The sequence below is a fragment of the Streptomyces sp. NPDC090445 genome (assembly GCF_044769385.1).
Classification (GTDB): domain Bacteria; phylum Actinomycetota; class Actinomycetes; order Streptomycetales; family Streptomycetaceae; genus Streptomyces.
Genome location: NZ_JBIVXV010000007.1, coordinates 53,559 through 74,207 on the forward strand (window position 1 = coordinate 53,559; position 20,649 = coordinate 74,207).

Here is a 20,649-nt window from a genome sequence, read left to right on the forward strand (position 1 = left end):
TATGACGATCACCCGATGGAATGGCTTTGGCTAAAGCTGCTGCGTTCGAACGCGGCCCGATGCAGTCGCACACGTGCGGGCGCGGCGCCCGCACACGCACAGGCGTGCGGGCCCGGTCCGCACCTGTGTGCGTACCGGGCCCGCGTCGTGACGGTGCTGCCGCTCGGCGTCCTCAGGCCGTGCCGGCCGCCTTGGCCGCGATGTCCGTGCGGTGGTGGGAGCCGTCCAGGCGGATCCGTGCGACGGCCCTGTACGCCTTCTCGCGGGCCTGCGCCAGGTCGGAGCCGGTGGCCGTCACCGACAGGACGCGGCCGCCCGCGCTGACGACCGCGTCGCCCTCGCGCCGGGTCCCGGCGTGCAGCACGTACGTGTCGGGGCCGTCCTCGGCGGCCACCTCGGCCAGGCCCTCGATCGGGTCGCCGGTGCGCGGGGTGCCCGGGTAGTTGTGGGAGGCGATGACGACCGTGACGGCCGCGTCCTCACGCCAGGCCAGCGGCGGCTGGGACTCCAGGGTGCCCTGGGCGGCGTTCAGCAGCAGGCCCGCGAGTGGGGTCCGCAGCCGGGCCAGGACGACCTGCGTCTCGGGGTCGCCGAAGCGGGCGTTGAACTCGATGACGCGCACACCGCGCGAGGTGATCGCGAGTCCGGCGTACAGCAGGCCGGAGAAGGGGGTTCCGCGGTGGCGGAGCTCGTCCACGGTCGGCTGGAGCACCGTCTCCAGGACCTCGTCGACGAGCTTCGGGTCGGCCCACGGCAGCGGCGAGTACGCGCCCATCCCGCCGGTGTTGGGCCCCGCGTCGCCGTCGAGGGCGCGCTTGAAGTCCTGCGCGGGCTGCAGCGGGAGGACGGTGGTGCCGTCGGTGATCGCGAAGAGGGAGACCTCGGGGCCGTCCAGGTACTCCTCGATGACGACGCGGTCGCAGGCCAGGGCGTGCTCGCGGGCGGCGTCCAGGTCGTCGGTGACCACGACGCCCTTGCCGGCGGCGAGGCCGTCGTCCTTGACGACGTAGGGCGCGCCGAAGGCGTCGAGGGCCGCCTCCACCTCCTCGGGGGTGGTGCACACGTAGCTGCGCGCCGTCGGGACGCCGGCCGCGGCCATCACGTCCTTCGCGAACGCCTTCGAGCCCTCCAGCTGCGCCGCTTCGGCGGAGGGGCCGAAGACGGGGATGCCGACGGCGCGGACGGCGTCGGCGACACCGGCGACCAGCGGCGCCTCGGGGCCGATGACGACCAGGTCGGCGCCGAGCTCCGTGGCCAGGCCGGCCACGGCCGCGCCGTCGTTGGCGTCGACCGGGCGCAGCTCCGCCACCTCGGCGATGCCGGCGTTGCCGGGGGCGCAGTGGAGCGCGTTGACGTCGGGGTCGAGGGACAGAGAGCGGCACAGGGCGTGTTCGCGGGCGCCGCCGCCGATGACGAGGACCTTCACGCCATGCAGCCTAGCCCGCCGGGCGGCCGGACCTTCGTGCGGCCACCCAAACGCGGGCCCCTACTCGTTCGTGTATTCCTCCACAACGGTGGCCCCGAGCTCGCGCACGATCAGCTCGTGCCCGGTGAGGGCGCTGTCGACGAGGTCGGGGTCGTCCTCCTCCGGTACGTCGTCCTCCGGCGCCACCGGCGGGGGCGCCTGCTGTACGGGGGGCTGCGGCGCGGCGGCGGCCTGCGGCGGCCGGGGCGGCTGCGGGGCGGCAGCCGGAGCCTGCTGCACCGGGGCCGGCGCGGGAGCGGGCGGCGGCGGGCTGTAGGCGGGCGCGGCCGGGGCGGCGTACGCGGGCGCGGCGTACGCGGAGGCGGCCTGCGATACCGACGGGCCGCCCTGGCCCACGACGGCGTCGATCTTCCAGTTGACCTGGAACTGCTCGGCCAGGACGGCCTTGAGCACGTCCTCGCTGCCGCTGCTCGCGAAGTTGTCGCGGGCTCCGGCATTCGGGAAGCCGAGCTGCAGGGTCGTCCCGTCGAAGCCGGTGACCTGGGCGTTCTGGCTGAGCAGGATCCAGGTGAAGCGGCGGCGGTTCTTCACGGCCTCCAGGACCCCGGGCCACATCGCCTGCACCTGCCCGGCGCCGGCAGCCATCCCGGGGGACGGCGCGGCGGCGGGCGCCGGAGCCGCGGCCGCCGGGGCCTGTGCGGCCGGGGCGGGAGCCGCGGCGGCGGGCGCCGGGATCCCCTGGCCGGGCGCGGCCGCGGTGGGCCAGGCCCCGCGGGCCCCGGCCCCGGGCTGCGCGGCCCCGGGCCAGGCCCCGGGCTGCGCGGCCGCGGCGGGCGCGGCCGCGACAGGAGCGGCGGCGACAGGAGCGGCGGCGACAGGAGCCGGAACACCGTCAGCAGGCGCAGAGGCAGCGGGCGCCGCGGGGGCAGCGGGCGCGACCGGGGCCATGGCGTGCGCCTCGGGCCCGGGCACGTACCCCATGGCGGGAACGGCGACCGCGGACGCAGCGGCAACAGGCGCGCCCGCACCGGCAGCGGCGGCGAGGGCGGCGCCCCCGCGCTCCAGCCGCTCCAGGCGGGCCTGGAGCGAGCGCTCGTCGTCGAAGGCGGCGGGCAGCAGCACGCGGGCGCAGATCAGCTCCAGCTGCAGCCGCGGCGAGGTCGCGCCCCGCATCTCGGTGAGTCCGGTGTTGACCAGGTCGGCGGCGCGGCTCAGCTCGGCCGCCCCGAACACGGAGGCCTGGGCCTGCATCCGCTCGACCACGTCGGCGGGGGCGTCGATGAGCCCCTTCTCCCCGGCGTCGGGCACGGCGGCCAGGATCACCAGGTCGCGCAGCCGTTCCAGCAGGTCGGCGACGAACCGGCGCGGGTCGTTGCCGCCCTCGATCACCCGGTCGACGACCTCGAACGCGGCGGCCCCGTCCCCGGCGGCGAAGGCGTCCACGACGGAGTCCAGCAGCGACCCGTCCGTGTAGCCCAGCAGGGAGGTGGCCATGGCGTACGTCACACCCTCGTCGCCCGCACCCGCCAGCAGCTGGTCCATGACGGACATCGAGTCGCGCACCGAGCCGGCGCCGGCGCGCACCACGAGCGGCAGCACGCCGTCCTCGACCTTGGCCGCCTCTCGCCCGCAGACCTCGCCCAGGTAGTCCCGCAGCGTCCCGGGCGGCACGAGCCGGAAGGGGTAGTGGTGCGTCCGGGACCGGATGGTGCCGATGACCTTCTCGGGTTCGGTGGTCGCGAAGATGAACTTGAGGTGCTCCGGAGGCTCCTCGACCACCTTCAGCAGGGCGTTGAAGCCCGCCGAGGTGACCATGTGCGCCTCGTCGATGATGTAGATCTTGTACCGGCTGGAGGCCGGCCCGAAGAAGGCCTTCTCGCGCAGGTCGCGGGCGTCGTCCACACCACCGTGCGAGGCGGCGTCGATCTCGATGACGTCGATCGAGCCCGGGCCGTTGCGCGCCAGGTCCCGGCAGGACTGGCACTCGCCGCAGGGGGCGGGCGTGGGGCCCTGCTCACAGTTCAGGCACCGGGCGAGGATGCGCGCGCTGGTGGTCTTGCCACAGCCGCGGGGCCCGCTGAACAGGTACGCGTGATTGACCCGGTTGTTCCGCAGGGCCTGCATCAGCGGGGCAGTGACATGCTCCTGCCCGATGACCTCGGCGAACGACTCGGGGCGATAGCGGCGGTACAGCGCAAGGGACGACACGTCTACGAGGTTATCGGGGCCCGCCGACAAAGCGGGCCTGCCGGCCCTTCCGGACCCGCCCCGGAACGCAAAGCGCCCCTCACGCACCCGCCAGAGCCCACTTACCCTTGCTGCCTTCCGGCCCTGGGGGAGTTGGGTGAGATAGCGCCACGTGAGGGGCTGCCCCCACCCTAGCGGATGGAGGCCCCCGGGATCGAGTTCGCTAGCACCCCTCATCGTCTTGTATTGTTCGTCGCGGAGGATTCGCCTAGAGGCCTAGGGCGCACGCTTGGAAAGCGTGTTGGGGGCAACCCCTCACGAGTTCGAATCTCGTATCCTCCGCAGCCGCCTGAACAGGCGAAACGAAGACCCCGACCGCATTGCGGTCGGGGTCTTCGTCGTGCGCCCGGTCTCAGTTTTGGTCTCATTTACTTCGGACATTTGCCTACCAATCATCCACAATCATGTCGGCAAGGCTTCGGGCGCATGTGCGCGCACGTCCGAGTCGGAGGTCACTACGATCGCCGGTCATGGACTGGCTGGAGCGGACCGCAACGTTGCGGCAGTGGACCAAGGGCGGGGCGCGGGCTCCGCACAAGCCGCTGCTCTTCCTGTACGCCCTCAGTCGGTTTCAGCAGGATGCCGACGGCGAGCTGATCTACAGCGCGGTGGAGGAGGACCTAAAGCAGCTTCTGGCCGAGTACGGTCCGCCCAACAAGACGACGCCCGCCTACCCTTTCCACCACCTGGTCAGCGATGGGGTGTGGGAAGTGCGCACCAACCGCGGACCCGGCAGTCCCGGAAGCGCGGTGCGGGAGCTGCGGGCGGCCGGGGCCTCGGGGCGGCTTGCGCCGGAGCTGCGGGCAGCCCTGCGGCAGGAGCCGTCGCTGCTGGGGCGGATGGCGCATGTACTGCTCGACCTGCACTTCCCGCCCTCCCTCCACGGCGAGCTGTGCGAGGCGATCGGCCTGGAGCTGGAGCCGGCGGAGTCCGGGCGGCTGTCGTCCGTGCACCGGCAGAGGGACCGTCGGATGCGGGAGCAGGTGCTGACGGCTTACGAGTACCAGTGCGCCTTCTGCGGTTACGACGGACGGATCGGGGCGGTGCCGGTCGGGCTGGAGGCCGCGCACGTGCGATGGTGGGCGTTCGGCGGCCCAGACGACGTCGACAACGGCCTTTGCCTGTGCTCGCTGCACCACAAGCTCTTCGACAGGGGTGTCCTCGGTGTCGGTGACGGCCACCGCATCCTCGTCTCGCAGCAGTTCGTCGGCCGCAGCCCTGTGGCCCACGAGCACGTCATAGCGCTCGCGGGCCGCCCCCTCATCGGCCCACAGCGGGGCGTCCGCCCCGTGGCGAGGGCCCACCGCTCCTGGCACACCAGCCAGGTCTTCCGCGGCACCCCGCGTCCCGGCGCAGATCTTCCCCGAGCCAGACCTCAAGAGGGCACGCACACCCGACCTCGGCTCAGCCCCCGAACTCCCACGGGTTGAGCAGGAGCGCGCCGGTCCGGGCCAGGTGCTTGATGTTCCGGCTCACCAGGGTCCACCCGTTCGCCAAGGCGGTGGCGGCGATCAGCGCGTCCGGTGGATCGATGCTGGTCCCGGCGCTCTTCAGCTTCCGATGAAGGGAGAGGTAGGCAAGGGCCTCGCGTTCTCCGATGGCCGCGATCCGGTCGCTGTAGTCATCGCGGAAGCCGTCGAGCGCCCGCTCGAAAACAGCACGCCGCATCAGGTCCGCTGTCTGCGCAATGCCCGCCTCGATCTCCGCGATCGTGATGACACTCAGGTAGAGGCTGGTGGCCGGAACCGAACGGGCCCAGGCGACAACAGCTGGAGCAGGCTTCGGCCGAGTGGTGATCTCGGCGACCACGTCGGTGTCGAGAAGATAGATCACTCGCCGTCCGCCGCGTCATCGTACGAGCGCTGCCCGAACTCCAGGCCCTCGAACGGGGCTGACGTAAGCCGGTCAAGGAATCCGTCACTGCCGAGGGTGGCCCAGCGGTGAAGCATCTCCGGAAGGGCATCGATGTCTGTGTCGGCGAGTTCGGCGTCGAAGTGCCCGTGCTGCTGCTCGGGCAAGGACTCCCGGATCTCCCGGATCGTCCGCAGCGGATGTGGATCTTCAGGCCGACGGGACGGGAGCGGAGGGTTCGGGGCAGTACTCATGATCGGCTCCTCCACGAAGCGGTCCGCGGGCCCATACCTGAGGACAAGCCTAGGCTGGCCGGCCGTCACGCAGGCGGGATCCCGCTGAACCCAGACTGCCTGGTCTCAGTTCTGGTCTCATTCATGGCCGTCCGACCCCGTCCGGACGGGGTCACCCCGGATGCTCCGCCGCAGGTCAGGACGGGTACGGCCCTGGCCGGACGGGCGCACGAACATTTGGAAAGCGTGTTGGGGGCAACCCCTCACGAGTTCGAATCTCGTATCCTCCGCAGCCGCCTGTACAGGCGAAGCGAAGACCCCGGACCGCTCCAGCGGCCGGGGTCTTCGCCATTCCCCGGTCTGCACGTACGTCCGGATCGCCGGTCCGGCGGCTCCGACGGGCTCGTGCGGTCGACGCCGGACGACGGCGTGCACAGCAGCAGGTCAGGCAGGTGATCCGGGGCGTGCGGGCCCCCGCCGCACCATGCCGCCTGTCCCATCAACGGGATTTTGCTCTCTCGTTACCAGCTGCTTACGATCACATGGGAACAGTCCATCGGGGGAGAGTGACTGATGTGCACACCATGGAGCCCCGCCACCCGTCCATCGCCGTCCGAGTGTCCGACCAGCACGCGGAGTCGGCCGCACTGGACGCGCACAGCGCGGGAACCTGCGACTGCGCACTGATGCGCGGCGCCGTCGACGATCCACGGCGCCTGCTCCCCTGCTGATCCGGCAGTAGGCCGGTCACGGCCGATCCGGGCGCTCCTGGGCGCGGGGTCGCCCCGGGCCGGGCACCGCCCCTTCTTTCCTGCCTTTCCTCTTCTTCCTTTCCTGCCTTCCTCTTCCGTGACTTCCGGAGGTGCGGCGATGAGTCGCGCGCCGTGGCCGCCTTCGCGGAGTGGCGGGGAGCGCAGGCATGCCCCCACCCCACCCAGGCGGAAGGCGCCTCCATGACTCACCTTCCCGAAGACAGCACGGTCCCCGCGGCCGTGGAAGCGCGCGGGCTCCGCAAGGAGTTCGACGACAAGGTCGCCGTCGACGGAGTCGACCTCACCGTCCCCCGGGGCAGCTTCTACGGCCTGGTCGGCCCGAACGGCGCCGGCAAGACCACCAGCCTGTCGATGATCACGGGACTGCTCCGGCCCGACGCGGGCACGGTGCGGGTCGCCGGCCACGACGTCTGGCAGGACCCGTACGAGGCCAAGCACCGCATCGGCATCCTGCCGGACGGCCTGCGCCTGTTCGAGCGGCTGTCGGGGCGCGAGCTGCTGCGCTACACGGGACGGCTGCGGGAGCTGCCGTCCGCCGACACCGAGGCGCGCGCCGGGGAACTGCTCGACGTACTCGGCCTCACCGAGGCCGGCGACAAGCTGGTCGTCGACTACTCCACCGGCATGCGCAAGAAGATCGGCCTGGCGGCCGCACTGCTGCACAACCCGCCGGTCCTCTTCCTCGACGAGCCCTTCGAGAGCGTCGACCCGGTGTCGGCCGAGACGATCCGCGAGGTGCTGCGCCAGTACACCGCGACCGGTTCGACGGTGGTCTTCTCCAGCCACGTCATGGAGCTCGTGGCCGCCCTGTGCACCCACGTCGCCATCCTGGCCAAGGGCCGCGTGATCGCCGACGGCACGCTCGACGAGGTACGGGCCGGCCGGAGCCTGAACGAGCGCTTCATGGAACTGGTCGGCGCCCCGGCCGGGAAGGCGAAGGGAGGGAGCCTCGCATGGTTGGGGTCTTCGTCGGGCTGAAACTCGCCCTCCTGCGCAGCAGTCTGCGCCGCAGCACCGCCCGCGCCGTGGGCTTCGTGGCCGGCGCCGGCATCAGTGTGGCCGCGGCCTGCTACGCGGCGGCGGGCCTGGCCGCGGGCCGGGGCGAACCGGGGGCGGCCGACCTCGCCGTGCTGGCCTTCGCCGGGCTGGCCGTCGCCTGGCTGGCGCTGCCGCTGTCCTTCGGCGCGGGCGGCGACGAGAGCTCCGACCCGACGCGGCTCGCCGTGCTGCCCGTCCGGCCCCGCCGCCTGATCGCCGGGGCCACCGCCTCCGCGCTCATCGGCCCGGGACCGCTGTGCACCCTCGTCATCATCACCGGTGCGGTCGCCGGCGCCGCCGAGGGCGCGTTCGACAGCCTTCCCGGCGCGGTCGTCGCCGTCCTCGCCGTACCGCTCACGCTGCTGCTGTGCGTCGTCGCCTCCCGGGCCGTCCTGGCCTCCTTCGCGCGGGCGCTGACCGGCCGGCGCGGGAAGGACGCCGCCGCCCTCGGCGGCCTGCTGACCGCGGTCGGCGGGTACGCCGCCTACCTGCTGCTGACCACCGCCGGCTCGGGCCTCGCCCTGCCGCCGGTCGTCGTACGGGTCCTGCGCTGGACCCCGCCGGGCTGGCCCGCCGACGCCGTCCGGGCCGCCGCCGACGGCAGGACCGGCACCGCCCTGCTCGAACTGGCGGGAACCGCCGCCCTGATCGGGCTGCTGATGGTGTGGTGGCACGGCTCCCTGGCCCGGCTGATGACCACGACGGACTCCTCCACGGCCCGGGCCGTCACAGTCCGGGACGGCCGGACGGCGGGCCCGCGGGCCCGTCTGCTCGCCTCCAGCCGGGTCCTGCTGGTCGCCCACCACCAGTTCAGCGCCTTCGCACGGGCGCCGCGGCACCGGATGACGATGATCGCCGCACTGGCGTACGCCCTGCTGTTCCCGGTCGTCATGGTGCCGGTCGGCATGCGGACCCCGTACGTCGTCGTCGGCGGCGCCTGGGTCTTCGGACTGACCGTCCCCGGTGTGCTGTTCGCCCTCGACGGCTCCGCGATCTGGACCAACGTCGCCACACTGCGCACCGTCGCGCAGGCCCGCGCCGAACTCGTCGGGCGGCTGCTCCCCCAACTGGTCGTCATCGTGCCCTGGCTCACCGCCGTCGGCACCGGTGTCGCCGTCGCCACCGGCCGCACCGGCCAGCTCGCCGCGGCGCTCGGGGTCGCCTTCGCGCTGCTCGGAGTGACGTTCGCGATGGGCATGGTCATCAGCGTGTTCCACCCCTACCCCTATCCCGAGGACCCGTGGAGCGTGAGCGCGCCCGGCCAGAGCGGCGGCTACCACCTGGCGAACTTCTGCAGCTCCCTGCTCGGCGCGGTGGTGATCGCCCCGGTGATCGCGGCGGCGGTAGCGCTGGACGGCTCCGCGTTCTCGTGGCTGCTGCTGCCGCTGGGAACGGCGTACGGCCTGCTGGCCGTCCTGAGCACCCTGCGGACGATGGGACGGCGTCTGTTCGAGAGGGCGCCCGAGATTCTCACGACGCTGCGGATGTCCTGACCCACCGACCGGACGAAGGAAGAAGGAACCACGACGATGAAGGACTCGGCCGTCCGCTCCCTGCTCGGACATGCCCGCCCGCACCGCGCGGCCCTCGCCGCAGGCGCGGCGCTGAGCGCGCTGGGCGGGGTCGCCGGACTCGCCCAGCCGCTGGTGGCCAAGTCGTTCGTCGAGGCGCTGGCCGTCGACGAGCCGGTCTTCCGGCAGGTGCTGCTCCTGGGCCTGCTGATCGTGGGCGGCGCACTGGCCGGTGCGTTCGGCGGGTACGCCGTCGAACGGGCCGCCGAGAGCGTGGTGCTGGGCGCCCGCAGGCGGCTGATATCGCGGCTGCCCCGGCTGCGGGTCGCGGACCTGGACCGGCGCCCGCCCGGCGATCTCATCTCCCGGGTGACGGCCGACACCACCCTGCTGCGCGAGGCGGCGACCAACAACCTCGTCGACACGCTCATCGGCTCCGTCACGCTGCTGGGCATGCTCGTCCTGATGGCCTGGCTCGACATGGTCCTCTTCCTCGCCGTGCTCGGCGTCGTCCTCGCCATCGGCGTGTGCATGGCCCTGGTCATGCCCCGCATCGCCCGGGCCAGCAAGGAGGCCCAGGAGGCCCTCGGCGAGCTGGGATCGGGGCTGGAGCGGCTGTTCGGAGCGATCCGCACGGTCAAGGCGAGCGGCGCCGAGCAGCGGGAGAGCGCCGCCCTGGACGGTTCGGCGCAGGGCGCTTGGCGGGCGGGCATTCGGGCGGCCCGGTGGGGTGCGGTGGCCGGCACCTCCAGCGGCCTGGTGGTGCAGCTGGCGTTCCTGACGGTGCTCGGCCTGGGCGGGGCACGGGTCGCGAACGGGTCGATGAGCGTCGCCTCGCTGATCGGCTTCCTGCTGTACCTGTTCTACCTGGTGGGGCCGGTCGCGCAGCTGGCGAGCGGGATCAGCGGCCTCCAGGTGGGCACCGCCGCCGTCCGGCGCATCCACGAGGTGCTGGAACTCGCCCCCGAAGAGGGAGAAGAGCCGGCCGAAAAGCCCGACGGCACGGCCGGGTCCGCGGACGGCCGGGGCGCCGGGATCGTCTTCCGGGACGTCGTCTTCCGCTACCGCGAGGACGGCCCGCCCGTCCTGGACGGGGCCGGCTTCGAGATCAGCCCCGGCGGCCTGACCGCCGTCGTCGGGCCCTCCGGCACCGGCAAGAGCACGTTGTTCGCCCTGCTGGAGCGCTTCTACGACATCGACGGCGGCAGCATCACCGTCGACGGGCGCGACCTGCGTGACTGGAATCCGGTCGAGCTGCGCCGGACCATCGGCTACGTCGAGCAGGACGCCCCCGTGCTGGCCGGCACCCTGCGCGACAACCTGATGCTCGCCGCCCCCGGCGCGAGCCCCGCCGACCTGGACCGCGTACTGGAACAGGTCCGGCTGGCCGAGCTGGTCGACGGCCTGCCGCAGGGCCTCGACACGGAGGTCGGCCACCGCGGCGCGGCCCTGTCCGGCGGCCAGCGCCAGCGCATCGCCATCGCCCGCGCGCTGCTGCGGCGGCCCCGGCTGCTGCTGCTCGACGAGGCCACCTCGCAGCTCGACGCCCTCAACGAGAACGAGCTGCGCGAGGTCGTCGCGGAGATCGCGCGCACCACCACCGTCCTGGTGATCGCCCACCGCCTGTCCACGGTGACCGGTGCCCGGCGCATCCTCGTCCTGGAGGACGGCCGGGTGCGGGCCGCCGGCACCCACGCCGAACTCCTGCGGGAGGGCGGGCTGTACGCGAGGCTGGCCGCGACCCAGATGCTTGGCACCGCGCAGCCCGAGCACGCCGGGACCGGTCAGGACCCGGCGCCGGCCACCGGCTCCTGACCGGCATCCCGACGACCTCGCGTCACCGGATTCGGGCCCGCGGGCGCCGGCGATGACGCGGGTCCACCGCCCGGACGGGCCGTCCTCGACATCGGACGACCGGATGCGGACGGGGTACGGGCACCCCGAGTCCGTCGCGGACGCCATCACCTCCGCCGGCCCGCCCTGACGGGCCGTCCCGGGCGGCGGCCGCTCACCGTCCAGGCGCGGGCGGTGAGCGCGACGGAGCCGTCCGCGTTCCGGGGGACGGCCTCCCCGAGCGCGTCGCGCAGCCGGGCCCGGGCGGCCGGGGCCAGGCCGGCCGTGTAGGCGGGGGCCGGGCCCTGTCCGGCGAGGAAGGGCTCCCACAGGTCGGCGAAGCCGGCGAACACGGTCGGCACCTCGATCGCGGCCACGGACACGTCGGCGAGCCCCGCTCCGGCCCAGGCCGCGCGGAGCGGCTCCGGACGGCAGAGCGGGAACCGCCGGCCCTCGTCCAGCGCGGCGGCGGAGGGGTCCGCCCGCCGGGCGGCGTCCCAGAAGCGGCGCAGGAAGCCCATGCCCTCGGCGTAGTCCCACACGTACGCCGCGACCAGGCCGCCGCGCCGGACCACCCGCGCCATCTCCGCGACCGCCGCGGCGGGGTCGGGGAAGAAGTTGAGCGCCAGGCCGCTGACGACCGCGTCGAACGCCGCGTCGCGGGCCGGCAGGCACATGGCGTCGGCCACGACGAAGTACTCCGGCCCCGAGGGCGGCGCGGATGCCCGGGCCGTGGCCACGAAGCCCGGGGACCGGTCGGCTCCCACCACGAGCCGGGGGTGCCGCCGGGCGGCGACCGCCGCGGACAGTGCCCCGGTGCCGCATCCCACGTCGAGCCAGCACAGCCCGTCGGCGACATCCGCCGACTGCTGCTGCGCGAACTCCTCCGCCACGAGCCTGCTCCACCGGCCCATGTACCGCTCGTAGGGGGCGCCTGTCGCCCACACGTCGGACCGCGGCCCGCCCGGCTCGCCCATGCGTCGGGCTCGCCGGCCTCAGGAGGCCCAGGGCAGAGAGCGGGTGCCCTCGGCGCCGGGGACGCAGACCACGCCGTCCGCGCGCATGGCGACGTGTGCCTCGGCCGCCTGCGGAGCGTGGACCCGGCGTATCCGGTCCGGCGGGAGGACGAGGGTCTGGCCGGCCGCGACCGTCTCGCTGCGGCCGTCGCAGGTGACCTCCAGGGCTCCGGCGGTCACCGTCCAGACCTGTTCGCGGCTGACCGAGTGCTCGGGGCCGGTGCGGCCGGCCTCCATGACCACGGTCCAGGTGCTGATCTCGGCGCTGCCCCGGCTGGGCGCGGCCAGGCCGGTCATACGGGCGTTCGGGGTCTCGGTGACGTTCCCGGCGGCCGGGGTGATCACGTACACGGTGCCTCCCTCAGGATGGAGCCTCACAGGCGATTTTTACGTCGGAAGTAAATTTACGTCAGGGGAACCCGGGTGGGCAAGAGGAATTTTGCTACGGGGGTAATATTTCGCGCATGGGTACCGAGCTGGGGCTCCGTGAGTCCAAGAAGCAGGAGACCAGGCAGCTGATCTCCGACTGCGCCACCCGGCTCTTCATCGAGCAGGGCTTCGAGCAGACGACCATCGCCGAGATCGCCGCCGCCGCGCGCGTCGCGAAGAAGACGGTCACCAACTACTTCCCGCGCAAGGAGGACCTGGCCCTCGACCACCACGAGGCGTTCACGCAGCTCCTCGCGCGGACGGTCGCCGAGCGCGCCCCGGGTGAGGCACCGCTCGTCGCCCTCGGCCGGGCCTTCCGCGCCACGCTGGTCGAACACAGCCCGGTCGCCGGGTTCACCGGCCCCGCCTTCGCCCGCATGGTCGCCGACAGCCCCACGCTCTGCGCGCGCCTGCGCGAACTGCACGACCTGCGCCAGGAGGCGCTCGCCGAGGCCCTCGCCGCCGCCACACCGCGGACGGCCCCGGCCATCGCCCCCCGGACCGCCGCGGCCCTGATCGCCGCCGCGGACCGGCTGCTCTTCCGGCGCGTCCAGGAACTCACCCTGGCCGGGCGGACCGACGACGAGATCGAGGCCGAGCTGACCCCGGAGGCAGACCACGCGTACGTCCTCCTCGTCGCGGCCCTGGGCGACCACCCCGCGACCGCCCGATCCTGAACCTGACCCTGGTCCTGCCCCTGGTCCCGGTTCTGGTTCTGGTCCTGGTCCTGCCCCTGGTCCCGGTCCGGCCGGTCAGCCGACGGCCAGGGCGACCTCCGTCGCCTTGATCAGCGCGACCACCGGCGCCCCGACGGCCAGGCCGAGCGCCTCGACGGCGTCCCTGGTGACGGCGGCGGTGAGCACGCTGTCGTTGACGACGACCGTGACCGTGGCCATGGCGGCGCCGACGGAGATGCCGGCGACGGTGCCGGCCAGCTGGTTGCGGATGCTGATGTTGTCGACGGCTTCGTTGGCCAAGGCCACCTCGGTGGCCTTCACCAGGGCCCTGACGGCCGAGCCGGCCGCGAGGCCGAGCTCCCGGGCGGCGTCGCTGGTGATGGCAGCGACGATGTCCTGGCCGCCCTCCAGCCGGACCTTCACCGTGGTCATGGCCTCGCCGGCGGCGACGTCGGTGACGGTGCCGGCCAGCCGGTTGCGGATGCTCAGGCTCATGGAAGGTGTCCCCACTCGTGACTCGTGCGACTCGTGCGGGTGGTGGCATACGGGTGCGGCGTACGGGCGTGCCGTACGGGTCTGCCGTACGGCGGCGGGCCGGCCTGCCACCCGCCGCAGGCGGCCGGCCGACATCGCGCTCCTCGGGCCGGCGGCCGGTCAGACGTCCGTCATCTGCGGCATCTCGCCCGACGTCGTCGACATGTCGATGACCGCGAACACCGCGCCCTGCTGGTCCGTCAGCGCGGCGAACCGGCCGAACGGGCTGGCCATCGGGCCGAAGTGGAGCGCACCGCCCAGCTTCTTCGCCTTCGCCACGGCCTCGTCGCAGTCCGGGACCCCGAAGTAGACCTGGACGTACGAGGGGATCTCGGGCGGGAACTCCTTGCCCATCAGCATCCGGCCGAGCACGGGCTTGTCGGGGCCGCCCGCGCTGAAGACCCGGAAGTCCATCCCGGCCGCCTCGGGGCTGTCGCCGGCTTCCATCTGCTGGGCGCCGTACGGGAAGACCCGCGGGAGGAAGGAGTCGACCTTGCCCGTGTCCCGGGTGAAGACCTCCGCCCACGCGTAGGAGCCCGGCTCGCCCATCTTCTCGAAGCCCTTGTGGTCGCCGGGCTGCCAGATGCCGAAGACCGCACCGCTCGGCTCCTGCGCGATCACCATCGTGCCGAAGCTGCCGACCTGCATCGGGCCCATCATCACCGTGCCGCCGGCGGCCTTGATCTTCTCGGCGGTGGCCGCCGCGTCGGGCGAGGCGAAGTACAGGCACCACTGCGAGGGGGCGTCCGCGCCCGGCATCGGCGGGACGACGGCCGCGACCGCCTTGCCGTCCGAATAGGCCTGCGTGTAGTTGCCGTACTCACTGGAGGCCTCGCCGAAGGTCCACCCCAGCACCTCGCCGTAGAAGGTCTTCGCGCCCTCCACGTCCTTGAACATCGCGTCCACCCAGCAGGGCGCGCCTTCCGAGAACTCAGCCATGATCGATCGACTCCTGTGTCGTGCTCGTGCTCGTGCTCGTCCGTGGTCGTGGCGTTTTCCGGTTACTCACGCTAGGCGCGCGGTGCGCCGACCGCGCGGGGAACACGGCCACGCGAGAGGCTGGGGCCATGGACATCACGATGCGGCTCGCCCAGCAGCCGGAGGCCGACGAGCTGCTCGGCCGCAGTCCCCTCGCCGCGCTGGTCGGCATGCTGCTGGACCAGCAGGTGCCGATGGAGTGGGCGTTCTCCGGCCCGTACACCATTGCCCGGCGGATGGGGGCGGACGACCTGGATGCCCACGCGATCGCGGCCCACGACCCCGAGGCGTTCGCCGCGCTGCTCTCCGCGAAACCGGCCGTGCACCGCTATCCCGGGGCGATGGCCAAGCGGGTCCAGCAGCTGTGCGCGTACCTCGTGGAGCACTACGACGGGGACGCGGCGGCCCTGTGGGCCGACGCCGGCACCGGCGCGGAGCTGCTGCAGCGGCTCAAGGACCTGCCGGGGTTCGGGGAGCAGAAGGCCCGGATCTTCCTGGCGCTGCTGGGCAAGCAGCTCGGCGTACGCCCCGAGGGGTGGCGCGAGGCGGCCGGGAGTTACGGCGAGGCGGACGTCTACCGGTCGGCGGCCGACATCACCGGCCCGGAGTCCCTGGCCAAGGTGCGGGCGTACAAGCAGGAGATGAAGGCCGCTGCGAAGGCGAAGCCGGACCCGAAGCCGAACCCGAAGCCCAAGCCGAACCCGGGGAAGGCGAAGGGGTGACGGACCGGCCCCGCGGCCCGGCCACCAAGCGGAATTGACCGGGCAAAGCGCGCCCTGATTGACCCCTGTCACCGGTCAACCGGTTCCGTAAATTAGTGGTCATGAACAGCGAAGCGAAGACGGTCCTCACCCGCGCCACCACCGCCGAGACCATCACCGACGGCCCCGGCAGCACCATCACCCTGCTCACCGACACCGCCGAACTCACCTGCAACACGGCCTCCTTCGAGGCGGGCGCGGCCGGAGCCCCGGTGCACTTCCACACCAAGGCGACCGAGTTCTTCCACGTCCTCTCCGGACGGCTGGACGTCCTCGTCGGCGACGAGGTCCGGACCCTCACCGCCGGCGACTTCCTCTCCGTCCCGCCCGGCGTGAAGCACGCCTTCGCGCCCCACCCGGGCCACACCGCCGAGGTCTTCGTCGGCTTCACCCCCGGCATGGGCCGCTTCGACTACTACCGGCTCCTCGGCCGGGTCCGCGCCGGCGAGGCCACCGTCCAGGACATCCTGGACAGCCAGCCGGTGTACGACAACCACTACGCGGAGAGCGACGCCTGGGCCGGCCGCCTGCGCAGCGCCGACGCGTAGACCTCGTCCGCGGCCAGCCGCCGCAGCTCCTCCGACAGCAGCTCGGCGGTGCTGCGGATCTTCAGGGCCACCTTGCGGTCCGGACTGCCCGGCAGGATCAGGGAGGCCAGGGCCCCGTCGGGGCGGTTCACCCGCACCGGCCCCTGCGCGGTGTCCAGCCGGACCCCGGTGATCACCGGCCCGTCCGTGACGACCCGCTCCACCGGCACCCCCAGCCGTTCCTCCAGCCAGCGCGCCAGCAGCTCGGCGCTCGGGTTGTCGGCCTCGCTCTCCACCGCCCCGCCGGTCACCGGCAGCGGCTTCTGGTCCATTGCCGCCGCCAGCAGCGCCCGCCAGGGCGTCAGCCGGGTCCAGGCGAGGTCGGTGTCGCCGGGGGCGTACGAGGCCCCCCGCCCGTCCAGCACGGCGAGCGGGTCCGCGGCCGCCTCGGCGTCCGTGATCCGGCGCTGCGCCAGCGCGCCCAGCGGATCCCCGGCCGGCTCGGCGGGGGCGTCGGCCGGCCACCACGCCACCACGGGGGCGTCCGGCACCAGCAGGGGCAGCACCACGGAGCCCGCCTGTCCGGTGAGCGCCCCGTGCAGCCGCAGCACCACGATCTCCCCGCTGCCGGCGTCCGAGCCGACGCGCAGCTCGGCGTCCAGGCGGGTCTGCCGCAGCTTGTGCGAGCCGCGCGAAGTGCGCTTGACCACCGCGATGATGCGGCACGGGTGTTCGCGCGAGGCCTCCGAGGCCGCGCGTATGGCGTCGTACGCGTTCTCCTCGTCGGTCACGATGACGAGCGTCAGCACCAGGCCCAGGGCGGGGCTTCCGATGGCCCGGCGGGCGTCGAGCAGCGCCCGGTCGACCTTGCCGGACGTGGTGTCGATGAGTTCGGTCCGCATGGCCGAAGTCTGTCAGCGCCCGGGGCACCGGCGTCACCCGGACGTACGGCCATCCGTCACCTGCGCAGCACCGGATCCGCTGCGCCCGGCCCGCAGGACCGCGCGCGTCGGCGGCTTCCTCCGGCTATCGCCGGCGCTTCGCCGTGCCGAAGAGCGACCGGGAGATCTCCCGCCCCAGCTGGGTCCCGATCGACCGGGCCAGCGAGCGGAACAGCCCGCTCCCCACCACCTGTTCGGCCAGGGACGGGGACGGCTCCTGCTCCGCCTGCCCGGCCTGCCCGGCCTCGGCATGCTCCGCCCGGCCCGCCTTCTCCGCCTTCCCGGCCCGTTCCGCCGTCCGTTCCGCCGCCCGCTCCGCCGCCTCGGCCTCCGTCGCGGCCGCCTCCGCCGCCGCCTCTGCGGCCGCCTGCTCGGCGCCGATCCGCTCGTACGCCGACTCCCGGTCGACCGGCTGCGCGTACCGCCCGTACAGCGGCGAGGACTTCACCGCCTGCTCCAGCGCCGCCGCCTCCACCGGCCCCATCAGGGACTGCGGGGCCCGCAGCCGCGTCGCCGCGACCGGCGTCGGGGCGCCCGTCTCGCTCAGGACGGTGACCACCGCCTCGCCGGTGCCCAGCCCGGTCAGGAGCTCCTCCAGGTCGTACTCCGAGCGGGGGAACGTCCGTACCGTCGCCTTGAGCGCCTTCGCGTCGTCGGGGGTGAACGCGCGCTGCGCGTGCTGCACCCGGTTGCCGAGCTGGCCGAGCACGTCCGCCGGCACGTCCTTCGCGGACTGCGTCACGAAGAAGACGCCGACCCCCTTCGAGCGGATCAGCCGCACCGTCTGCGTGACGGACTCCAGGAAGGCCTTCGACGCCCCGTTGAACAGCAGGTGCGCCTCGTCGAAGAAGAAGACGAGCTTGGGCTTGTCGAGGTCGCCGGCCTCCGGCAGCCCGCCGTACAGGTCGGCGAGCAGCCACATCAGGAAGGTCGAGAAGAGCTGCGGCCTGTCCTGGACGGCCGGGAGCTCCAGTACGGAGACCAGCCCGCGCCCGTCCGGCGCCGTCCGCAGGAACTCGGCGGTGTCGAACTCCGGTTCGCCGAAGAACGCGTCGGCGCCCTGCTGCCCGAACGCGGTCAGCGCGCGCAGGATCACCCCCGCCGTGGCCGTGGACAGCCCGCCGATCCCCTTGAGCTCGGCCTTCCCCCGGTCGGAGACGAGGAAGGCGACGACCGCCCGCAGGTCCTTGAGGTCGACCAGCTCCAGTCCCTTGGTGTCGGCGTAGTGGAAGACCAGGCCGAGCGACTGCTCCTGCGTCCGGTTGAGCCCGAGCACCTTCGCCATCAGGACCGGGCCGAAGTCGGTCACCGTGGCCCGCAGCGGAATGCCCGTCCCGATCCCGCCCAGCGCGTAGAACTCGGCGGGGCAGCCGGCGGCCCGCCACTCCTGGCCGACCTCCCCGGCCCGCTGCGCCGTCCTGGCGTTCGGGGCGCCCGGCGCCGAAATCCCCGACAGGTCCCCCTTGATGTCGGCGAGGAACACCGGGACTCCGGCCGCCGACAGCTGCTCGGCGATGAGCTGCAGCGTCTTCGTCTTCCCGGTGCCGGTGGCGCCGGCCACCAGGCCGTGCCGGTTCAGCATCGCGAGGGGGACGCGGATCTGCCGGTCCGGCAGGCAGGTTCCGTCCCAGAACAGGGCACCGAGGTCGAGCGCGGGTCCGGCGAAGGCGTATCCGGCGGCGATCCGGTCGGCCGGCGACGCGGGGTCGTTGCTCTCGCTCATACGACACTCACTCCCGATATAGCCCTGGATGCCACCTTTGCACCGTCGGCGCGAGGCTGCGCCCGCAGCCACCGGCCCGGTAGGCTTTCCGTGTGATCTTCAAGCGCATCGGAAACGGGCGGCCGTACCCCGACCACGGCAGGGAAACCACCCGGCAGTGGGCGGACGTCGCCCCGCGCCCGGTCCGGCTCGACCAGTTGGTGACGACCAAGGGGCAGCTGGACCTCGAAACGCTGCTCGCCGAGGACTCGACCTTCTACGGGGACCTCTTCGCGCACGTCGTGAAGTGGCAGGGCGACCTGTACCTGGAGGACGGTCTGCACCGCGCCGTGCGCGCGGCCCTGCAGCAGCGCCAGGTGCTGCACGCGCGCGTCCTCGAAATGGACTGACGCCTCCGGTCCACCCCCGGCGGCACACCGGCCCGCCCGCACGACCCCGGTGCGGCACGCCGCCCTGTCCGCGCGCCCCTGCGCGGCCCCGCACGACCCCGGGCACTCCCACCCCGGGCTGATTTTGCGCGAATTGCGCCTTTTGGGTCGGTCTTGCCCTATCAACAGATCATTTGGTGGGCATCCACCCTGCCCGGTATTACGCTGCGCCCATGAGCATGCTCACTCCCCCCGGCATGGGCGGAAAGTACCGCGTCACGGGGACGGCCTACCCCCGTCTGAGCCGGCCTCGCCGCCGTCGCAGGATCGTCTTCACCCTGCTCGGCGCAGTCCTCGGTCTCGCCGTGCTGGCCTACGGATCGCTGCAGCTCATCCACGTGTTCCGCGGCGACGGCGACAGCCAGGGCAAGCGCGGCACCGCCGCGAAGAACTGCCCGAGCGCCAAGCCCGAGCCCGGCGCGGTCCCGGCCGGCGCGCCCACCGCCGGCGCAACTCCGGCGGTCGTACTCCCGAAGCCCGGCGACATCACGGTCAACGTGTACAACGCCACGCAGCGCGCCGGACTCGCCAAGGCCGTCGGCGACGAGCTGAAGAAGCGCGGCTTCACCGTCGGCCAGGTCGGCAACGCCCCCGCCGACTTCGACAAGAAGGTCCCCGGGACCGGGATACTGCTCGGCTCCGCGAAGACCGACAAGGCGGTCTACTCCGTCCTGGGCACGCAGATCGAGGGCGACACGCTGCAGAACGACGCCCGCGAGGGCGCCGACGTCGACCTGATCCTCGGCGACGCCTTCACCCAGCTCAGCCCGCCGGAAGCCGCGGACAAGGAACTGGCCCTCCTGGCCAACCCCCAGCCCGCGCCCGCCGCAACCTGCTGACGCCGACCGGGGCGCGGAGCCGCCCTCGCGCCCCACGCCCCGGTCTCACGACGCCGGGACCACCGTCCCGCCCTGCCGCGGTGGTCCTCCTGCGGTGGTCCTGCTGCTGTGCGGCTACTCCGCCGAGCCGTACATGCGGTCGCCCGCGTCGCCCAGCCCCGGCACGATGTAGCCGTGCTCGTTGAGCCGCTCGTCCACGGCGGCCGTCACCACCGTCACCGGAGTGCCCGCGAGCTCGCGCTCCATGATCTCGACGCCCTCCGGCGCGGCCAGCAGCACCACGGCCGTGACGTCGTCGGCGCCGCGCTTGATCAGCTCCTGGATCGCCGCGACCAGCGTGCCGCCCGTGGCCAGCATCGGGTCGACCACGTAGACCTGGCGCCCGGAGAGGTCCTCCGGCATGCGCGTCGCGTACGTGGAGGCCTCCAGGGTCTCCTCGTTGCGGACCATGCCCAGGAAGCCCACCTCGGCGGTCGGCAGCAGCCGCACCATGCCGTCCAGCATGCCCAGGCCGGCGCGCAGGATCGGCACGACCAGCGGGCGCGGGTGCGACAGCTTCACACCGGTGGTCGCGGCGACCGGGGTCTCGATGTCCGACTGCTCGGTGCGCACGTCCCGGGTGGCCTCGTACGCGAGGAGCGTCACCAGCTCGTCGGCGAGACGGCGGAAGGTGGGGGAGTCGGTGCGCTTGTCGCGCAGAGTGGTCAGCTTGTGCGCCACCAACGGGTGATCGACGACCTGCAAACGCACTGCATCCTCCAAGGCTCAAGAGTCGGGTTTCGACCTGCGACCTGCAAAAAACGGCCGCAACGTTTTGCGCGACCCACATCCGAAAGGCTACGCGGTACACGCACCCCCGTGCGCCCGAACGGCCCGCCGCGCCC

General features: G+C 73.1%; 21 protein-coding genes, 1 tRNA gene and 1 other RNA gene. 11 read left to right on the forward strand and 12 right to left on the reverse strand.

Annotation, left to right across the window (positions count from 1 at the left end; translation table 11 throughout):
• Nucleotides 1-172 precede the first annotated feature (172 nt).
• The 3 genes from purD to ffs form a co-directional block, all read right to left on the reverse strand.
• Nucleotides 173-1,426: a phosphoribosylamine--glycine ligase gene (purD, locus tag ACIQUT_RS17080; RefSeq protein WP_403563716.1), complete on the reverse strand. Its 1,254-nt coding sequence runs from the start codon at nucleotides 1,424-1,426 to the stop codon at nucleotides 173-175.
• A gap of 60 nt (nucleotides 1,427-1,486) precedes the next feature.
• The gene (locus tag ACIQUT_RS17085; protein WP_403563717.1) at nucleotides 1,487-3,634 is read right to left on the reverse strand and encodes a DNA polymerase III subunit gamma and tau; all 2,148 of its coding nucleotides are present in this window, start codon (nucleotides 3,632-3,634) and stop codon (nucleotides 1,487-1,489) included.
• A gap of 65 nt (nucleotides 3,635-3,699) precedes the next feature.
• An RNA gene (gene ffs, locus ACIQUT_RS17090) (signal recognition particle sRNA small type) lies at nucleotides 3,700-3,798 on the reverse strand.
• A gap of 72 nt (nucleotides 3,799-3,870) precedes the next feature.
• Between ffs and ACIQUT_RS17095 the strand changes: the two genes are divergently transcribed.
• Both ACIQUT_RS17095 and ACIQUT_RS17100 read left to right on the forward strand, forming a co-directional pair.
• Nucleotides 3,871-3,955, forward strand: a tRNA-Ser gene (locus ACIQUT_RS17095).
• 188 nt (nucleotides 3,956-4,143) lie between these two features.
• Nucleotides 4,144-5,103 (forward strand): phosphorothioated DNA-binding restriction endonuclease, encoded by a 960-nt coding sequence (locus tag ACIQUT_RS17100; RefSeq protein ID WP_403563718.1) that lies wholly within the window; start codon nucleotides 4,144-4,146, stop codon nucleotides 5,101-5,103.
• Here ACIQUT_RS17100 and ACIQUT_RS17105 read toward each other — a convergent pair.
• Both ACIQUT_RS17105 and ACIQUT_RS17110 read right to left on the reverse strand, forming a co-directional pair.
• Entirely contained in the window at nucleotides 5,078-5,506 is a 429-nt protein-coding gene (locus ACIQUT_RS17105) for a type II toxin-antitoxin system VapC family toxin (protein ID WP_403563719.1), read from the reverse strand. The genes ACIQUT_RS17100 and ACIQUT_RS17105 overlap by 26 nt on opposite strands.
• On the reverse strand, nucleotides 5,503-5,778 hold the full coding sequence (locus tag ACIQUT_RS17110; protein ID WP_403563720.1) for a hypothetical protein: 276 nt from the start codon (nucleotides 5,776-5,778) through the stop codon (nucleotides 5,503-5,505). Before ACIQUT_RS17110 ends, ACIQUT_RS17105 begins: the two co-directional genes overlap by 4 nt.
• Nucleotides 5,779-6,323: 545 nt before the next feature.
• Here ACIQUT_RS17110 and ACIQUT_RS17115 point away from each other — a divergent pair.
• The 4 genes from ACIQUT_RS17115 (at nucleotide 6,324) to ACIQUT_RS17130 (ending at nucleotide 10,894) form a co-directional block, all read left to right on the forward strand.
• A complete protein-coding gene (locus ACIQUT_RS17115) occupies nucleotides 6,324-6,488 on the forward strand; it encodes a hypothetical protein (protein ID WP_403563721.1) in 165 nt (54 codons plus the stop codon).
• A 222-nt stretch (nucleotides 6,489-6,710) separates the two neighbouring features.
• The gene (locus ACIQUT_RS17120) at nucleotides 6,711-7,508 is read left to right on the forward strand and encodes an ABC transporter ATP-binding protein (protein ID WP_403563722.1); all 798 of its coding nucleotides are present in this window, start codon (nucleotides 6,711-6,713) and stop codon (nucleotides 7,506-7,508) included.
• Nucleotides 7,484-9,061, forward strand: a complete 1,578-nt coding sequence (locus ACIQUT_RS17125; RefSeq protein WP_403563723.1) for a transporter — start codon at nucleotides 7,484-7,486, stop codon at nucleotides 9,059-9,061. The genes ACIQUT_RS17120 and ACIQUT_RS17125 overlap by 25 nt, the downstream gene beginning before the upstream one ends.
• Nucleotides 9,062-9,097: 36 nt before the next feature.
• Nucleotides 9,098-10,894, forward strand: coding sequence for an ABC transporter ATP-binding protein (locus tag ACIQUT_RS17130; protein WP_403563724.1), 1,797 nt, complete (start codon nucleotides 9,098-9,100; stop codon nucleotides 10,892-10,894).
• A gap of 146 nt (nucleotides 10,895-11,040) precedes the next feature.
• Here ACIQUT_RS17130 and ACIQUT_RS17135 read toward each other — a convergent pair whose 3' ends face one another.
• Together ACIQUT_RS17135 and ACIQUT_RS17140 are read right to left on the reverse strand one after the other, a co-directional pair.
• The gene (locus ACIQUT_RS17135) at nucleotides 11,041-11,889 is read right to left on the reverse strand and encodes a class I SAM-dependent methyltransferase (RefSeq protein WP_403563725.1); all 849 of its coding nucleotides are present in this window, start codon (nucleotides 11,887-11,889) and stop codon (nucleotides 11,041-11,043) included.
• An 18-nt stretch (nucleotides 11,890-11,907) separates the two neighbouring features.
• Entirely contained in the window at nucleotides 11,908-12,306 is a 399-nt protein-coding gene (locus ACIQUT_RS17140; protein WP_403563726.1) for a cupin domain-containing protein, read from the reverse strand.
• Nucleotides 12,307-12,392: 86 nt separating this feature from the next.
• Between ACIQUT_RS17140 and ACIQUT_RS17145 the strand changes: the two genes are divergently transcribed.
• Nucleotides 12,393-13,034 carry a TetR/AcrR family transcriptional regulator gene (locus ACIQUT_RS17145; protein ID WP_403563727.1) on the forward strand — a complete coding sequence of 214 codons (642 nt, stop codon included), beginning with the start codon at nucleotides 12,393-12,395 and terminating at the stop codon, nucleotides 13,032-13,034.
• A 75-nt stretch (nucleotides 13,035-13,109) separates the two neighbouring features.
• Here the strand turns inward: ACIQUT_RS17145 and ACIQUT_RS17150 are convergent, their stop codons facing one another.
• Together ACIQUT_RS17150 and ACIQUT_RS17155 are read right to left on the reverse strand one after the other, a co-directional pair.
• Nucleotides 13,110-13,529 carry a molybdopterin-binding protein gene (locus ACIQUT_RS17150; RefSeq protein ID WP_403563728.1) on the reverse strand — a complete coding sequence of 140 codons (420 nt, stop codon included), beginning with the start codon at nucleotides 13,527-13,529 and terminating at the stop codon, nucleotides 13,110-13,112.
• Between the two features lie 159 nt (nucleotides 13,530-13,688).
• Nucleotides 13,689-14,507, reverse strand: coding sequence for a VOC family protein (locus ACIQUT_RS17155; RefSeq protein WP_403563729.1), 819 nt, complete (start codon nucleotides 14,505-14,507; stop codon nucleotides 13,689-13,691).
• Nucleotides 14,508-14,635: 128 nt separating this feature from the next.
• Here ACIQUT_RS17155 and ACIQUT_RS17160 point away from each other — a divergent pair, with 128 nt between their 5' ends.
• Both ACIQUT_RS17160 and ACIQUT_RS17165 read left to right on the forward strand, forming a co-directional pair.
• Complete coding sequence (locus tag ACIQUT_RS17160) at nucleotides 14,636-15,268, forward strand: HhH-GPD-type base excision DNA repair protein (RefSeq protein ID WP_403563730.1); 633 nt, start codon at nucleotides 14,636-14,638, stop codon at nucleotides 15,266-15,268.
• Nucleotides 15,269-15,369: 101 nt separating this feature from the next.
• Nucleotides 15,370-15,855: a cupin domain-containing protein gene (locus ACIQUT_RS17165; RefSeq protein WP_403563731.1), complete on the forward strand. Its 486-nt coding sequence runs from the start codon at nucleotides 15,370-15,372 to the stop codon at nucleotides 15,853-15,855.
• On the opposite strand, the gene opcA is transcribed toward ACIQUT_RS17165, so the two are convergent.
• Nucleotides 15,804-16,736 carry a glucose-6-phosphate dehydrogenase assembly protein OpcA gene (gene opcA / locus ACIQUT_RS17170; protein ID WP_403563732.1) on the reverse strand — a complete coding sequence of 311 codons (933 nt, stop codon included), beginning with the start codon at nucleotides 16,734-16,736 and terminating at the stop codon, nucleotides 15,804-15,806. The genes ACIQUT_RS17165 and opcA overlap by 52 nt on opposite strands.
• A gap of 124 nt (nucleotides 16,737-16,860) precedes the next feature.
• Nucleotides 16,861-18,498, reverse strand: a complete 1,638-nt coding sequence (locus ACIQUT_RS17175) for a helicase HerA-like domain-containing protein (protein WP_403563733.1) — start codon at nucleotides 18,496-18,498, stop codon at nucleotides 16,861-16,863.
• A 92-nt stretch (nucleotides 18,499-18,590) separates the two neighbouring features.
• Here ACIQUT_RS17175 and ACIQUT_RS17180 point away from each other — a divergent pair, with 92 nt between their 5' ends.
• A complete protein-coding gene (locus ACIQUT_RS17180; protein ID WP_114058229.1) occupies nucleotides 18,591-18,887 on the forward strand; it encodes a type II toxin-antitoxin system VapB family antitoxin in 297 nt (98 codons plus the stop codon).
• 212 nt (nucleotides 18,888-19,099) lie between these two features.
• Nucleotides 19,100-19,765, forward strand: a complete 666-nt coding sequence (locus ACIQUT_RS17185) for a LytR C-terminal domain-containing protein (protein WP_403563734.1) — start codon at nucleotides 19,100-19,102, stop codon at nucleotides 19,763-19,765.
• Nucleotides 19,766-19,879: 114 nt separating this feature from the next.
• Here ACIQUT_RS17185 and upp read toward each other — a convergent pair whose 3' ends face one another.
• Nucleotides 19,880-20,515, reverse strand: coding sequence for a uracil phosphoribosyltransferase (gene upp, locus ACIQUT_RS17190; protein ID WP_403563735.1), 636 nt, complete (start codon nucleotides 20,513-20,515; stop codon nucleotides 19,880-19,882).
• Nucleotides 20,516-20,649: the final 134 nt, after the last annotated feature.

Bases quoted from the DNA above. Each gene is read 5' to 3' on its own strand.
- ACIQUT_RS17125 (WP_403563723.1), top strand. From the start codon at position 7,484: ATGGTTGGGGTCTTCGTCGGGCTGAAACTCGCCCTCCTGCGCAGCAGT.
- ACIQUT_RS17130 (WP_403563724.1), top strand. From the start codon at position 9,098: ATGAAGGACTCGGCCGTCCGCTCCCTGCTCGGACATGCCCGCCCGCAC.
- ACIQUT_RS17120 (WP_403563722.1), top strand. From the start codon at position 6,711: ATGACTCACCTTCCCGAAGACAGCACGGTCCCCGCGGCCGTGGAAGCG.
- ACIQUT_RS17185 (WP_403563734.1), top strand. From the start codon at position 19,100: ATGAGCATGCTCACTCCCCCCGGCATGGGCGGAAAGTACCGCGTCACG.
- ACIQUT_RS17135 (WP_403563725.1), bottom strand. From the start codon at position 11,889: ATGGGCGAGCCGGGCGGGCCGCGGTCCGACGTGTGGGCGACAGGCGCC.
- ACIQUT_RS17145 (WP_403563727.1), top strand. From the start codon at position 12,393: ATGGGTACCGAGCTGGGGCTCCGTGAGTCCAAGAAGCAGGAGACCAGG.
- ACIQUT_RS17150 (WP_403563728.1), bottom strand. From the start codon at position 13,529: ATGAGCCTGAGCATCCGCAACCGGCTGGCCGGCACCGTCACCGACGTC.
- ACIQUT_RS17165 (WP_403563731.1), top strand. From the start codon at position 15,370: ATGAACAGCGAAGCGAAGACGGTCCTCACCCGCGCCACCACCGCCGAG.
- opcA (WP_403563732.1), bottom strand. From the start codon at position 16,736: ATGCGGACCGAACTCATCGACACCACGTCCGGCAAGGTCGACCGGGCG.
- ACIQUT_RS17175 (WP_403563733.1), bottom strand. From the start codon at position 18,498: ATGAGCGAGAGCAACGACCCCGCGTCGCCGGCCGACCGGATCGCCGCC.
- ACIQUT_RS17155 (WP_403563729.1), bottom strand. From the start codon at position 14,507: ATGGCTGAGTTCTCGGAAGGCGCGCCCTGCTGGGTGGACGCGATGTTC.
- ACIQUT_RS17100 (WP_403563718.1), top strand. From the start codon at position 4,144: ATGGACTGGCTGGAGCGGACCGCAACGTTGCGGCAGTGGACCAAGGGC.
- ACIQUT_RS17110 (WP_403563720.1), bottom strand. From the start codon at position 5,778: ATGAGTACTGCCCCGAACCCTCCGCTCCCGTCCCGTCGGCCTGAAGAT.
- ACIQUT_RS17160 (WP_403563730.1), top strand. From the start codon at position 14,636: ATGGACATCACGATGCGGCTCGCCCAGCAGCCGGAGGCCGACGAGCTG.